The following is a 13,933-nucleotide window of genomic DNA, read 5'->3' on the forward strand; positions in this document are numbered from 1 at the left end:
TCTGCCTTGCCTTGACCAATGCCCGGCGCTACCCGGGCTGCCCGCGGCCGCCGTGCTGTTCCTGCAGAAGGCCGATCAGCGCTTTCAACCCGGGCGGCACGTGCCGATGGCCCGGGTAGTACAGCGAAAGGCCAGGAAACTCGGGACACCAGTCCTCAAGCAACCGCAGCAGGCGGCCATCGGCCAATGGCTCCAGTGCCAGGTGTTCGGGAACGAACGCAATACCGATGCCGTCAACGGCGGCGTCGACCATCAACGGCTGGTCCGTCAGCGTGATGGGCCCGGAGACGTTCACCCGCTCGGTGGTGCCTTGATGCTCGAACTCCCAGCGGTAGATCGCCCCACTTTCGAAGCGGAAACGAATGCAGTCGTGCTGATGGAGATCCAGCGGCCGCAGCGGTCGGCCACGCGCCTGCAGGTACGCGGGCGAAGCAACCGCCGCGAACCGCATGGGCGCGGTCACTGCAATCGCGACCATGTCCTGGGGCACGGCTTCGGTAAGGCGGATACCCGCATCGAAACCCTCCGAAACGATATCGCCCAACCTGCCGTCACTGACGATGTCCAGGTGGACCTGCGGGTACTGGCGCAGGAACCGCGCGAGCACGGGCTTCAGCACGAGCCGTATGGCGCCTTCACTGGCGTTGATGCGGACCGTGCCACGCGGCGTGCCGGCCTCAGTATCCACCGACTGCAGGGCCTCTTCGATCGAGGCCATGGCCGGACGCAGTTTTTCCGCCAGCCGCTCCCCGGCGTCGGTCAGCGAGACGCTGCGCGTGGTGCGATTGAACAGCCGCGCACCCAGCCGCTGCTCGAGCGCCTTGATCGCATGACTGATCGCCGAAGGCGTGATGTTCAACTCCGCCGCCGCGCTGCGGAAGCTCCGATGCGCTGCCACCGCCAGGAACGCAGTGAAGGCGGCCAGATCACCCCCTCTGGATTGTTGAATACGACTCACCATATCGTGAAATATTGAAGCGATTGTCTTGATAGTCAACCGATTCTACGCTCCGGGATGTCCGCGGGCACACGCCCTCGGCGCTCACCCACCGGGACAGGATCAAGACGATGAAAACGATGAAAGCGGTTGTGATGACCGGGCCGAATGCGCCGTGGCAGGTACAGGACGTGCCGATGCCCGTGATCGAACCGGGCCAGGTGCTGGTCAAGGTCTACGCATCAGGCATGTGCTACACGGACGTGTGGGCAACCCAGGGCTATGGCGGCGACATCTACCCGCAGACACCGGGGCATGAAGTGGTCGGCGAGGTCGTGGATGTGGGCGCGGGCGTGCACACGCGCCGGGTGGGTGATCGCGTGGGGACCTCATGGGTCCAATCCGCATGCGGGCGATGCCCCTATTGCCGCGAGAGCCGCCCCTTGTCCGGGCAGACCGCGATGAACTGCGATGCCCCCCGCACCACCGGCTTCGCCGCACAGGGTGGACACGCACAGTACATCGCCATCTCTGCCGAAGGCACGGTACTGCTGCCTGACGGCCTCTCCTATGTGGACGCCGCGCCGATGATGTGTGCCGGTTACACCACCTGGAGCGGGTTGCGCGATGCGGCGCCCCAGCCACGGGAGAAGATCGCGGTACTGGGTATCGGTGGCCTGGGCCACGTCGCCCTGCAGCTGTCCAAGGCCTGCGGCTTCGAGACCATCGCCATCACCCATTCCGCAGACAAGCATGCGCTCGCCCTGCAGCTGGGCGCCGACCAGGTCGTGGCCAATGGCAAGGAGTTGAAGGCCATCGGTGGCGCCGACGTGCTGCTGGTGACCACCAATGAATTCAGCTCGGCCGAGGAGGCAATGACCGGCCTGCGTGTCGACGGGCGCGTTGTGCTGTGCGGCCTGGACTTCAGCCAGCCCTTCTCGATCTCGTCCGAGGGCGTGCCGTTCCACATGATGCGCCAGCGCGTGATCGGCGCCACCCATGGTGGGCAGCACTACCTCAGCGAGGTGCTGCAGCTTGCCGCCGCCGGCAAGGTGAAGCCGATGGTGGAGACCTTTGATCTGGACCGGGCGACCGAAGCGTATGACCGCCTGTCGTCGGGAAGGATGAGGTTCCGTGGTGTGCTGTTGCCGTGGGGCAGCGCCTGAGAGCGGGCGCCCGATGCCGCCGGGCATGGCCCGGCGCTACCGGCATCTGCAACGAAAAAGGCGGCCCTGCGGCCGCCTTTCTCTGCATCACTTGCCCTTGACGTGCTTCATCAAGCGCCGCTTGGCCTTGACCTGCCGCTCGGTAAGGACGTTCTTCTTGCCCTCGTACGGGTTGGTACCCTCGCGGAAGATGAAGCTCACCGGCGTGCCGATCAGCTTGAAGCGCTTGCGGAAGAAGTTCTCCAGGTAGCGCTTGTACGATTCCTGCAGTTCCTTCAGGCGCGTGCCGTGCACGATGAAGGTCGGCGGGTTTGCGCCGGCCGGGTGCACGTAACGCAGCTTGGAGACGTGGCCGCGGATGGTCGGCGGCGGGTTGGTCTCGTAGGCCACTTCCAGCGCCTTGTTCACTTCGCTGGTGGTGAAGGTCTTGTTCGCCGATTCGTGCGCACGGTGCACCGCACGGAACAGCTCACGCAGGCCCGAGCCATGCTTGGCCGAGATGCGCACGGACTCGGCCCACGGCACGAAGCCCAGCTTCAGCGACAGCATGGTTTCAGCCTGCTCGCGCTGGTACTCGGTCAGGCCATCCCACTTGTTGATGGCAATGACCAGCGCGCGGCCGGCGTCAAGCACGGCACCGAGCACGGTGGCGTCCTGGTCGGTCACGCCTTCGGTGGCGTCCAGCATCAGCACGGCCACCTGGCACTGCTCGATCGACTGCATGGTCTTGACCACCGAGAACTTCTCGACGACCTCGTCCACGCGCGAACGACGGCGCAGGCCGGCGGTGTCGATCAGGCGGTATTCGCGGCCGTCACGCTCCAGGTCCACTGCGATCGAGTCGCGGGTGGTGCCCGGCACGTCGGAGGCGATCATGCGCTCCTCGCCAAGGATGCGGTTGACCAGGGTCGACTTGCCCACGTTCGGGCGGCCGACGAAGGCGATGCGGATGCGATTCGGATCGTTGTCCAGCTCTTCGCCGCTGCCTTCTTCCGGCAGGCGCTGGATCACTTCGTCCAGCAGGTCGTCCAGACCCTGGCGATGCGCGGCCGACACGGTCAGCATCTCGCCGAAGCCGTAACGGGCGAACTCCGAACGCACGGTGTCCTCGTCGGTGCCGTCGATCTTGTTGATCAGCAGCAGCGTCGGGCGCGACAGCTTGCGCAGCCAGGCCAGGATCTCGTCGTCCATCGCCGAGGTACCCTCACGGGCGTCGACCACGAACAGGATCAGGTCAGCTTCCGCCGCAGCCGCGCGGGCCTGGCGGGTGGTAGCCCCTGCCAGACCCTCTTCCTCTTCGGCGATACCGCCGGTGTCGACGACGAGGAAATGATTGTCCTCGTCCAGACGGCAGACACCGTAGTTGCGGTCGCGGGTGACGCCGGGCTGGTCATGGACCAGCGCGTCACGGGTGCGCGTAAGCGCATTGAAAATAGTCGACTTGCCGACATTCGGCCGTCCAACCAGGGCGACCAAAGGCAGCATCGCGATTACTCCAATTTTTAATTTGCCAACCGGAAGGCGGTCAGCTTGCCATCAACGTTCTGCACCAGCAGCACCCCGTCTACGACGACCGGCTGGGCCAGCAGGGCGTCGCCGCCACTTTTTGCCCGTGCCGCCATCGCACCATCGGAGGTCTTCAACCAGTGCACGTATCCCTTGTAGTCGCCGACGACCACGTAATCGCCGTGCAGCGCCGGACCGGTCAGCGAACGACGCGCCAGTTCGGTCTGCGACCACATGGCGGCGCCGGTCGCCTTGTCCAGGCCGAACACGCCACCCTTGTTGTCGGTGACGAACACATTGCCCGACGACACCGCCACGCCACCCGCACCGCCATGGTCGCGCGCCCACAGCGGGCGACCGGTCGGGCCTTCGATGGCCATGGTCTGGTTCTTGAAGCTGCTCACGTAGAGGGTGTTGCCCTCCAGCACCGGGGCGCCGTCGACGTCGGCCATGCGCTCCAGCTCGGTACGGCCTTCGCCGTTGCCGAGGTTCTGCTCCCACAGGGTACGGCCATCCTGCATGGCGAGCGCGGCAACCGCGCCTTCGTCCTTGCCGATGAACAGCACGCCCGGGCCGGTGACCACCGGCGCGTTGCCGCGCACGGTCAGCGCCGGCAGCTCGCTCGGGTTGAACCACTTCTGGGTGCCGTTGCCGGCATCGAAGGCCGTGACGCGGCCATCATTGCTGCGCACGAACACCAGCCCCTGGGCCACGGCCGGTGCCGCAATCACTTCACCCGGAACACGGGCACGCCACTTCTCGCTGCCATCGTTGATGTCCAGGGCGATGACCTGGCCATCCAGCGTGCCGATCACGACCAGGTTCTCACCGACACCCGGGCCGCCGGACAGGCGCAGCTTCGGCTTCTTCTTTTCCTTCTGCGGCTCCCAGGTCCAGACCTTCTTGCCGGTCTGCAGGTCGATGGCGTGCACGCCACCGGTGATCGCCGCGGCGAACACATGGCCGTTGGCCACGGCCGGGCCCTGGCGCACGCCGATGCGGCGCTCGCCCTTGCCGAGGTTGACCGACCAGGCCTTGTTGACCTTCACGCTCGGCTCGAACTTGACCAGCTCAGCCGGCTCCTGGGCCTTCTTCGCTGCCGCGTCCTTGCCAGCGAACCAGCCCTTCATGGTGCTGCAGCCGGTCAGGGCCATGCCCATCAGGAGCACGGTGGCGACGCGGGTGATCATGACCTTCTGACTCATCAAACCGACTCCGCAGGGGCGGCGACCGTGCCGCCGGCATCCATAACCTTGGTTTCCAGCAGGCGCCGCTGCGGCGCTGCCACGTCCAGCGACTTCAACGCCTTCTCGTACTGTGCACGGGCATCATCACGCTTGCCCTGCGCCAGCAGCGCGTCGCCATGGATTTCCAGGCTGCTGCTGTCGGTGGCGCTGCCCAGCAGCTTGATGGCCTCGTCGCTCTTCCCGGTGGCCACCAGCAGGCGGGCCACACGCTGGTCGACCACGCGCTGCAGGTCACCTTCGACCTTCACGCCGCGCAGGGTGGCCAGCGCTTCTTCATTCTTGCCGGCGTCGACCTGGGCCTTGGCCAGCTGCAGCGCCGCGAGGTCGCCATAGATGCTGGACGGACCGGCTTCGAGCGCCTTCACCGCCTTGGCGGCATCGTCGAGCTTGTTCTGCTGCAGGCCGACCAGCGCCTTCTGGTATTCGACATTGGCCGAGGCCAGCTTGCCGCCCTGATCCTTCTGGTACCACTGCCAGCCGGCAATGGCACCGATCGCGATGGCTACGCCACCGAGGATGCTGGCGCCATTCTTCCGCAGCCAGCTGCGGACGCGTTCACTTTGTTCGTGCTCGTCGAGCAGATCGTCGATCGCCATGCGTACTCTCGCCCCGCCCGTCGGGAGGGACCATTGGGATTAATCGAAGGTGGTGAAACCGCGCCTCAGTGCGAAACCGGGACTACGGAGCCTTCAGAGGATACCTGAAAGCGTGCCACGTTGGCTCGCTGGTAGGGGGTCAGATCGACGATAGCGCCGTTCTGCTGAACCTGGACCGCCGATGCGTTGCCCAGGGTCACCCGGGTCACCTGGCCCGGGGTGAAGCTGCGGCTTTCGCCGGACTTGATCAGTGCCTTCTCGACGGTGGCACCGTCCGGGCCGCCGATATCGACCCAGCTGTCGCCGCTGAACTGCATTTCCAGCGTGTTGCCGACCGCGGCCGGCGCCGGGGCCGAACGCGGCACCGGGGCCAGCGAGGCCACGTACGGGGTCGCCGCCGGCTTGCTGGCCGGGACGCTCGCCACATCAACCGGTGCCGCCGGCTCCACGCCTGCGGCAGACGGGGTCACCGGCACGGCGGCCGGGATCGCATCCAGCGAGGCCGTGTTCGGCGACGGGGTGGCGCTGCCATCGAAGTGGCCACGGGTGGCGAACCACACCGGCACGGCCAGCACCGCGGTGATGCCGACATAGAGCATGCGCCGGCCGAGGTTCTCGGCAATACGGCGCGCACGCGGGGTATGGGTATGGCTGACCAGGGTGGGCGGCACCACCGGCCCGACCTGGGCCTGTTCCAGCAGCTGCCCCACGTCCACGTTGAGCAGGCGCGCATAGCTGCGCAGCTGGCCACGCACGAACACCGGCGCGCCGAGCTTCTGCCATTGTTCTTCTTCCAGCGACCTGACCACCTGGACCGGCATGCGCAGGCGCGAGCCGACATCTTCGAGGGTCAGTCCGGCCGCCTCACGGGCCTGGCGCAGGCGGGTGCCGCAGCCGGCCGCAGTCTCGAGAGCGCTCACAGTCTGGTCATCAATCACAATGCATCAACCCTGGAGTTAGGAGCCCGCTTCCTGCGGAAATTCCTGTCGAATCCGCTGAATATAGCGATCAGATGCCGCCCGATCACCCAGCCGCGCTTCGATTTGAGACGCAAGTTGTAACACGGAACGCGTTGCGGGTGCAGCCGCAATCCTACGTTCGGCGAAGGCCCGAGCCTCCATGTAGCGGCCCTGGCGGAAGCTCAGCTGAGCCATCGCCTCCAGCGCAACCGGGTTTCCGGGCAGCGTTGCCAGCGCCGCACGCAGGTCGCGCTCGGCACGTTCGAACTGGCCCGCATCCAGCGCACAGCCGCCGGCATTGGCCTGCGCCTCGGCCGCCGTGGCGTAGCCCGGCGCCTGCAGCGCACGATCGAACCAGACCAGCGACTCGGCCGGCCGCCCCTGCTGGCACAGCCACGCGCCGTAGTTGTTGAGGATGTCCCCGCGCTGGGGCGCCTGTTCGGCAGCCCTGCGGAAGCTCTCACCGGCCTGCTGGGTCCGGCCACGACGCTCGTCGATGCCAGCCAGCAGCACCAGCGCATCGGGCGATTCAGGGGCCAGCTTCAGCGCCTCGCGCGCCTTGCGTTCGGCCGCATCGAGGTCGCCGACCTGCATGTCGCGGGCGGCCAGCGCCAGCAGGTCCTGCAGGCGCACCTGACGCCGCACGTTGTCCGGATCACGGACCGAGTAGACCGGCGCCTCACTGGGGCCCAGCTTGGCCTTGGGATGGGATTTGCAGCCGCCGACCGCAACGGCCAGCACGCCTGCGAACAGAACCAGCCAGAGGCGGTCAGGCCGCGGCATCGCTCCCCTTCCCCGCCTGCAGCGTCTTGTTGAACTCGGCCTGGCGGCGGGTGCGGTCCATCACCTGGCCCTTGAGCTGGCCGCAGGCGGCGTCGATGTCGTCGCCACGGGTGCGGCGGACCATCGTCAGCACGTTGCTGTCGAGCAGGATCTTCTGGAAGGCGCGGATGTGCGCTTCTTCCGAACGCTCGTAGCGGGTGCCCGGGAACGGGTTGAAGGGGATCAGGTTGACCTTGCCCGAATCCTTGGCCTGCACCGCGTTGTCGAACTGGCGCATCAGGCGGGCCAGCTCGCGGGCATGCTCGGGCTTGTCGTTGATGCCCTTCATCAGGGTGTATTCGAAGGTGACCGATTCGCGGCGCTTGTTGGCGCGCAGGTAGCGTGCGCACGAGGCCATCAGCTCGGCGATCGGGTACTTCTTGTTGAGCGGCACCAGGGTCTCGCGCAGCGCGTCGTTCGGCGCATGCAGCGACACCGCCAGCGACACGTCGCTTTCGGCAGACAGGCGGTCGATCTGCGGCACCAGGCCGGAGGTCGACAGGGTCACGCGCTTGTTGGCCAGACCGTAGCCCAGGTCATCGCGCATCACGCTCATGGCGCGCACGACGTTGTCGAAATTCATCAGCGGCTCGCCCATGCCCATCATCACCACGTTGGTGAGGCGGCGCATCTGGTGCGGCACGTTGCCCAGGTGGCGTGCGGCAACCCACACCTGGCCGATGATCTCGGCGGTGGTCAGGTTGCGGTTGAAGCCTTGGGTGGCGGTGGAGCAGAACGTGCAGTTCAGGCCGCAACCGACCTGCGAGGACACGCACAGCGTGCCGCGGGTCTTGTCCGGGATGTACACGGTCTCGATGGCGTTCTTGCCATCCACGCCCATCGCCAGCAGCCACTTGTGGGTGCCGTCGGCGGAGGGCTTGTCGAACACGATGTTCGGAACCAGCACCTCGGCATGGGCCTGCAGCTTGGCGCGCAGGACCTTGCCGAGGTCGGTCATTTCATCGAAGTCGGTGACGTAGCGATGGTGGATCCACTTCATCACCTGATGGGCACGGAACTTCTTTTCGCCAAGAACCTCGACGAAAAACTTCTCCAGGCCCGCGCGATCGAGGTCGAGCAGGTTCTGCTTGCCAGCCGTGGGTGCCGACTTCGGCAGCGGCTGGATGGCGGGGGACTGTACGACCTCGTTCACGGCATTACTCTCAGCGCGAAACGACTTCGGTGGCGGCGAAGAAGTAGGCGATTTCAATCGCGGCATTCTCGACCGAGTCCGAGCCGTGGGCGGCGTTGGCATCGATGGATTCGGCGAAGTCGGCGCGGATGGTGCCCGCAGCGGCTTCCTTCGGGTTGGTGGCGCCCAGCAGGTCGCGGTGGGCCAGGACGGCGTTCTCGCCTTCCAGGGCCTGGATCATCACCGGGCCGGAGATCATGAACTCGACCAGCGCGTTGAAGAACGGACGCTCGCGGTGCACGGCGTAGAAGCCTTCGGCTTCACGGCGCGACAGCTGCTTGTACTTGGCGGCCACGACCTTCAGGCCGGCCTTCTCGAAGCGGGCGTAGATTTCGCCGATGACGTTCTTGGCAACGGCGTCCGGCTTGATGATCGAAAGGGTGCGCTCCAGCGCCATGGGATGTCTCCAATGGAATCGGGCCGCTGATGGCCCGAAGGGTAACATGAAAAAAACCCGCGTCGGGACGCGGGCTTAGCCTGATAAACGTAGGCGAATTGTAAAAGATCCCGTTCAGTAGTGCCAGCCCATGGCTGGCAGGCAGGATGCGGGATCTCGAGCGCCGGAGTCTGCCCATTCAGGATCAGGCGTTGCCAGCCATGGGCTGGCACTACTGAATCCCTTGTAACCGGGCGACAGGATTTTGCTGCACTGCAAAATGCCATACGCTACCGTCTGGTCCTAGTATCAAACAATCGTTTGATTAAGGTCCGCCCGCCGATGGCCAAACCCGCCCACTTCTCGACCAAGGACCGCATCCTCGGCGCGGCCGAGGAGCTGTTCGCACAGCACGGCTTCGCCGGCACGTCGCTGCGCCAGGTGACCAGCCAGGCCGACGTCAACATCGCTGCGGTCAACTATCACTTCGGCTCCAAGGAAAACCTGGTCAACGAGGTGTTCCGCCGCCGCATGGACGAGATGACCGGCGCGCGCCTGGCGCAGCTTGAGCGCGCCCGCAGCGAACACCCCGGGCAGCTGCGCCCGGTGCTGGCCGCCTTCGTCGAACCGGCGCTGGCGCTGGCCCAGGACCGCCAGAACGGCGGCGCCTTCGTGCGCGTGATCGCCCGCGCCTACGCCGAGAAGAACGACAACCTGCGCAAGTTCCTGTCCGACCACTACGGCCACGTGCTGCGTGCGTTCGGCAAGGCCATCGGCGAGTGCGTGCCCGACCTGAGCAAGGAAGAGCTGTACTGGCGCCTGGATTTCCTTGCCGGCTCGCTCACCTATGCCATGGCCGACTTCGGGCTGATCAAGCGTCCCGCCGGTGTCACCGAAGCGGCGCATCGTGCCCATGCCGCCCACGAACTGATCCATTTCGCCGAAGCCGGGTTCCGCGCCGCCGCACGCGCCAGCGCCCTGCCCGCTTCCCTTTGATTCCACCCAGTAACTGCTGACCAACAAAGGCCCTACACCATGTCCAATTCCCTGCTAGTCCGCCGCGCCGCCGTGCTGGGTGCCGGCGTCATGGGTGCCCAGATCGCCGCCCACCTCACCAACGCTGGCGTCGACACCGTGCTGTTCGACCTGCCTGCCAAGGAAGGTCCGGCCGACGGCATTGTGCTGAAGGCGATCGCCAACCTGGGCAAGCTGAGCCCGGCGCCGCTGGCCAGCAAGTCGCTGGCCGAAGCCATCACCCCGGCCAACTATGAGTCGGGCCTGGAGCAGCTGAAGGACTGCGACCTGATCATCGAGGCCATTGCCGAGCGCATGGACTGGAAGCAGGACCTGTACAAGAAGATCGCGCCGTTCGTGGCCGACCACGCCGTGCTGGCCTCCAACACCTCGGGCCTGGGCATCAACAAGCTGGCCGACGTTCTGCCCGAGCAGCTGCGCCATCGCTTCTGCGGCGTGCACTTCTTCAACCCGCCGCGCTACATGCACCTGGCCGAGCTGATCCCGGCCACCACCACCGATGCCGCCGTGCTGGAAGGCCTGGAAGAATTCCTGGTCACCACCCTGGGCAAGGGCGTGGTGTACGCCAAGGACACCCCGAACTTCATCGGCAACCGCATCGGCGTGTTCTCGATCCTGTCCACCATCCATCACACCCAGCAGTTCGGCCTGGGCTTCGATGAAGTGGACGGCCTGACCGGCCCGCTGGTCGGCCGCCCGAAGTCGGCCACCTACCGCACCTCCGACGTGGTCGGCCTGGACACCATGGCCCACGTCATCAAGACCATGGGCGATACCCTGCCCAATGATCCGTGGCATGAGTTCTTCAAGTCGCCGAAGTGGCTGGACGCGTTGATTTCCAAGGGCGCACTGGGCCAGAAGACCGGCGCCGGCATCTTCCGCAAGGTCGGCAAGGACATCGTCGTCCTCGACCTGGAGAAGCAGGACTACCGCCCGGCCGACCGCACCGCCGCACCGGAAGTGGTCGAGATCCTGAAGATCAAAAACCCGGCCGAAAAGTTCGCCAAGCTGCGCGAAAGCCAGCACCCGCAGGCGCAGTTCCTGTGGGCGACCTTCCGCGATCTGTTCCACTACAGCGCCTACCACCTGGCCGACATCGCCGAGACCGCGCGCGACGTCGACCTGGCCATCCGCTGGGGCTACGGCTGGTCGCTGGGCCCGTTCGAAACCTGGCAGGCCGCCGGCTGGAAGCAGGTGGCGCAGTGGATCGCCGATGACATCGTCGCCGGCAAGAGCATGAGCAACGCCCCGCTGCCGGACTGGGTGTTCGATGGCCGCGACGGCGTGCACGCCGCCGAAGGCAGCTACAGCCCGTCGCGCAACGCCAAGCTGCCGCGTTCGTCGCTGCCGGTGTACCAGCGCCAGCGCTTCCCGGATCCGCTGCTGGGCGAAAAGTTTGCCCCGGGCGAGACCGTGTTCGAGAACGATGGCCTGCGCATGTGGCACGACGGTGATGGCATCGCCGTGGTCAGCTTCAAGACCAAGATGAACACTGTGTCCGACCAGGTGCTGGACGGCCTGCAGGAATGCGTCAGCCGCGCCGAAAAGGACTTCCAGGGCCTGGTGATCTGGCAGCAGAAGGAACCCTTCTCCGCCGGTGCCGACCTGGCCGGCGCGCTGGGCCTGCTGCAGGCCGGCAAGGTCGACCAGTTCGAAGAAATGGTTGCCAACTTCCAGCGCACCAGCCAGCGCATCAAGTACTCGCTGGTGCCGGTGGTGGCTGCCGTGCGCGGCCTGGCGTTGGGTGGTGGTTGCGAGTTCCAGATGCACAGCGCCAAGACCGTGGCCTTCCTGGAAAGCTACATCGGCCTGGTCGAGGCCGGCGTCGGCCTGCTGCCGGCCGGTGGTGGCCTGAAGGAACTGGCCGTGCGCGCCTCGCAGGCCGCGGGCCCGGGCGGTGACGTGTTCGCCGAACTGAAGAAGACCTTCGAGACCGTGGCGATGGCCAAGGTGTCCAACTCGGCGGTCAACGCCAAGGAACTGGGACTGCTGCGCAGCACCGACAAGGTGGTGTTCAACAGCTACGAGGCCCTGCACATCGCCAAGGCCGAAGCACGCGCCCTGGCCGAAGCGGGCTACCGTCCGCCGCTGCCGGCACGCCGCATCCAGGTCGCCGGTGACGTGGGTATCGCCACCTTCAAGATGATGCTGGTCAACATGCTGGAAGGCCGTTTCATCAGCCCGTACGACTACGAGATCGCCGAGCGCATCGCCACCGTGCTGTGCGGTGGCAAGGTCGACCGCGGCACCCTGGTGGACGAAGAGTGGCTGCTGACCCTGGAGCGCAAGCACTTCGTCGAACTGGCCCAGCAGGAAAAGACCCAGGCCCGCATCGCGCACATGCTCAAGACCGGCAAGCCGCTGCGTAACTGATTGATGGCGGGTGCCGACCCCAGGTCGGCATCCCTCTGCCTCTGGTGGGTGCCGACCGTTGGTCGGCACTCCGGCTAAAAAATTCGAGAGATCACTGCAATGACCAAGCAAATCCAGGACGCCTACATCGTCGCCGCCACCCGCACCCCGGTCGGCAAGGCGCCCAAGGGCATGTTCCGCAACACCCGCCCCGACGACATGCTTGCGCACGTGCTGCGCAGCGTCGTTGCCCAGGCCCCGGGCGTGGACGTCAACCGCATCGATGACGCGATCATCGGCTGCGCCATGCCGGAAGCCGAGCAGGGCATGAACGTGGCACGCATCGGCGTGCTGCTGGCCGGCCTGCCGAACACCATCGCCGCACAGACCGTGAACCGCTTCTGCTCCTCCGGCCTGCAGGCCGTGGCGCAGGCCGCCGACGCGATCCGCCTGGGCAACGCCGACCTGATGCTGGCCGGCGGCACCGAGTCGATGTCGATGGTGCCGATGATGGGCAACAAGATCGCGATGGCACCGAGCGTGTTCGACAACGACCACGTCGCCATCGCCTACGGCATGGGCATCACCGCCGAGAAGGTGGCCGAAGAGTGGAAGGTCTCGCGCGAAGACCAGGACGCTTTCGCCCTGGCCTCGCACCAGAAGGCCATGGCCGCGATCCAGAACGGCGACTTCAAGGACGAGATCAGCCCGTACGAGATCGTCTCGCACCTGCCGGACCTGGCCGATGGCCAGCGCATCATCACCCGCAACAAGATCGCCGACACCGACGAAGGCCCGCGCCCGGACTCCTCGGCCGAAGGCCTGGCCAAGCTGCGCCCGGTGTTCCGCAACGGCCAGTTCGGCGGTACCGTCACCGCCGGCAACTCGTCGCAGATGAGCGATGGCGCCGGCGCCGTGCTGCTGGCCTCCGAGCAGGCGATCAAGGACTACGGCCTGACCCCGCTGGCCCGTTTCGTCAGCTTCTCCGTGGCCGGCGTGCGCCCGGAAGTGATGGGCATCGGCCCGATCGCCGCGATTCCGAAGGCACTGAAGCAGGCGGGCCTGACCCAGGACCAGCTGGACTGGATTGAACTGAACGAAGCCTTCGCCGCGCAGTCGCTGGCGGTGATCCGCGATTGCGGCCTGGACGCGAGCAAGGTCAACCCGCTGGGCGGCGCGATCGCCCTGGGCCACCCGCTGGGTGCGACCGGCGCGATCCGTACCGCAACCCTGCTGCACGGCCTGCGTCGCCGCCAGCAGAAGTACGGCATGGTGACGATGTGCATCGGCACCGGCATGGGCGCTGCGGGTATTTTCGAGGCGCTGTAAGGTTCAGAGCGTTGCCGGTCGGGATGTCGGTGTACTGAGGGGCCCGGGTGGGTGAGACTGCCCGGGACACGCCGCAAGTACATCCCTGTAGGCTTGGCAGCGGCATCCATGCCGCTGACAGTCCCGGTCAGTCTCACCCACCCGTGCCAGCCGCCATTCCACGCGGCGGAGGGGTGAGCAGAAGCAAAGGCTGGGGTCAGAGCCCTTTGCTGCGCAAAGGGATCTGACCCCAAAAGAAAAAGGCAGCCATTGGCTGCCTTTTTTGCTTCTGCTCTTGCCCTTGATTCCGCCCTTCCCGTCCGCGCTGCACGGAAACTGTCGAGAGGGGGGGGGGGGGGGGGGGGCCAAGAGGGGGGGGGGGGGGGGGGGGCCCCCCCGCCCCCCGCCCGGGGGGGGGGGGGTTTTGTTTGGGGGGG

The 13,933-nt window shown here is 66.3% G+C and carries 12 protein-coding genes; 4 read left to right on the forward strand and 8 right to left on the reverse strand.

Features of this window, described 5'->3' with window-relative positions; all coding sequences use genetic code 11:
• Window positions 1-28: 28 nt before the first annotated feature.
• Complete coding sequence (locus ACJ7C5_RS12820) at window positions 29-958, reverse strand: LysR family transcriptional regulator (RefSeq protein WP_412704124.1); 930 nt, start codon at window positions 956-958, stop codon at window positions 29-31.
• Window positions 959-1,068: 110 nt separating this feature from the next.
• Here ACJ7C5_RS12820 and ACJ7C5_RS12825 point away from each other — a divergent pair, with 110 nt between their 5' ends.
• Complete coding sequence (locus ACJ7C5_RS12825; protein ID WP_412704125.1) at window positions 1,069-2,103, forward strand: alcohol dehydrogenase catalytic domain-containing protein; 1,035 nt, start codon at window positions 1,069-1,071, stop codon at window positions 2,101-2,103.
• Window positions 2,104-2,190: 87 nt separating this feature from the next.
• Here ACJ7C5_RS12825 and der read toward each other — a convergent pair whose 3' ends face one another.
• From der to ndk, 7 genes are all read right to left on the reverse strand, one after another.
• Window positions 2,191-3,588 (reverse strand): ribosome biogenesis GTPase Der, encoded by a 1,398-nt coding sequence (der, locus tag ACJ7C5_RS12830; protein ID WP_014036905.1) that lies wholly within the window; start codon window positions 3,586-3,588, stop codon window positions 2,191-2,193.
• 17 nt (window positions 3,589-3,605) lie between these two features.
• Window positions 3,606-4,814, reverse strand: a complete 1,209-nt coding sequence (gene bamB / locus ACJ7C5_RS12835; protein ID WP_094001817.1) for an outer membrane protein assembly factor BamB — start codon at window positions 4,812-4,814, stop codon at window positions 3,606-3,608.
• Complete coding sequence (locus ACJ7C5_RS12840; RefSeq protein ID WP_094001816.1) at window positions 4,814-5,452, reverse strand: YfgM family protein; 639 nt, start codon at window positions 5,450-5,452, stop codon at window positions 4,814-4,816. Before ACJ7C5_RS12840 ends, bamB begins: the two co-directional genes overlap by 1 nt.
• Before the next feature lie 65 nt (window positions 5,453-5,517).
• Entirely contained in the window at window positions 5,518-6,372 is an 855-nt protein-coding gene (locus ACJ7C5_RS12845) for a RodZ domain-containing protein (RefSeq protein WP_412704126.1), read from the reverse strand.
• A 36-nt stretch (window positions 6,373-6,408) separates the two neighbouring features.
• Complete coding sequence (gene pilW, locus ACJ7C5_RS12850) at window positions 6,409-7,194, reverse strand: type IV pilus biogenesis/stability protein PilW (RefSeq protein ID WP_412704127.1); 786 nt, start codon at window positions 7,192-7,194, stop codon at window positions 6,409-6,411.
• Window positions 7,181-8,386: a dual-specificity RNA methyltransferase RlmN gene (gene rlmN / locus ACJ7C5_RS12855; protein ID WP_005409296.1), complete on the reverse strand. Its 1,206-nt coding sequence runs from the start codon at window positions 8,384-8,386 to the stop codon at window positions 7,181-7,183. The genes pilW and rlmN overlap by 14 nt, the downstream gene beginning before the upstream one ends.
• A gap of 10 nt (window positions 8,387-8,396) precedes the next feature.
• Entirely contained in the window at window positions 8,397-8,822 is a 426-nt protein-coding gene (gene ndk / locus ACJ7C5_RS12860) for a nucleoside-diphosphate kinase (RefSeq protein WP_008265389.1), read from the reverse strand.
• Window positions 8,823-9,143: 321 nt separating this feature from the next.
• Here ndk and ACJ7C5_RS12865 point away from each other — a divergent pair, with 321 nt between their 5' ends.
• The 3 genes from ACJ7C5_RS12865 (at window position 9,144) to ACJ7C5_RS12875 (ending at window position 13,517) form a co-directional block, all read left to right on the forward strand.
• Window positions 9,144-9,797, forward strand: a complete 654-nt coding sequence (locus ACJ7C5_RS12865) for a TetR/AcrR family transcriptional regulator (protein WP_014036900.1) — start codon at window positions 9,144-9,146, stop codon at window positions 9,795-9,797.
• A gap of 39 nt (window positions 9,798-9,836) precedes the next feature.
• On the forward strand, window positions 9,837-12,209 hold the full coding sequence (locus ACJ7C5_RS12870) for a 3-hydroxyacyl-CoA dehydrogenase/enoyl-CoA hydratase family protein (RefSeq protein ID WP_097047913.1): 2,373 nt from the start codon (window positions 9,837-9,839) through the stop codon (window positions 12,207-12,209).
• Window positions 12,210-12,308: 99 nt separating this feature from the next.
• Entirely contained in the window at window positions 12,309-13,517 is a 1,209-nt protein-coding gene (locus tag ACJ7C5_RS12875) for an acetyl-CoA C-acyltransferase (protein WP_088025721.1), read from the forward strand.
• Window positions 13,518-13,933: the final 416 nt, after the last annotated feature.

Source organism: Nocardiopsis yanglingensis (assembly GCF_045809185.1).
In the GTDB taxonomy this organism is placed as follows: Bacteria; Pseudomonadota; Gammaproteobacteria; order Xanthomonadales; family Xanthomonadaceae; genus Stenotrophomonas; species Stenotrophomonas yanglingensis.

Coding starts and splice junctions, on each gene's coding strand:
- ACJ7C5_RS12840 (WP_094001816.1), bottom strand. CDS start 5,452: ATGGCGATCGACGATCTGCTCGACGAGCACGAACAAAGTGAACGCGTC.
- ndk (WP_008265389.1), bottom strand. CDS start 8,822: ATGGCGCTGGAGCGCACCCTTTCGATCATCAAGCCGGACGCCGTTGCC.
- der (WP_014036905.1), bottom strand. CDS start 3,588: ATGCTGCCTTTGGTCGCCCTGGTTGGACGGCCGAATGTCGGCAAGTCG.
- ACJ7C5_RS12865 (WP_014036900.1), top strand. CDS start 9,144: ATGGCCAAACCCGCCCACTTCTCGACCAAGGACCGCATCCTCGGCGCG.
- pilW (WP_412704127.1), bottom strand. CDS start 7,194: ATGCCGCGGCCTGACCGCCTCTGGCTGGTTCTGTTCGCAGGCGTGCTG.
- bamB (WP_094001817.1), bottom strand. CDS start 4,814: ATGAGTCAGAAGGTCATGATCACCCGCGTCGCCACCGTGCTCCTGATG.
- ACJ7C5_RS12825 (WP_412704125.1), top strand. CDS start 1,069: ATGAAAACGATGAAAGCGGTTGTGATGACCGGGCCGAATGCGCCGTGG.
- ACJ7C5_RS12875 (WP_088025721.1), top strand. CDS start 12,309: ATGACCAAGCAAATCCAGGACGCCTACATCGTCGCCGCCACCCGCACC.
- ACJ7C5_RS12870 (WP_097047913.1), top strand. CDS start 9,837: ATGTCCAATTCCCTGCTAGTCCGCCGCGCCGCCGTGCTGGGTGCCGGC.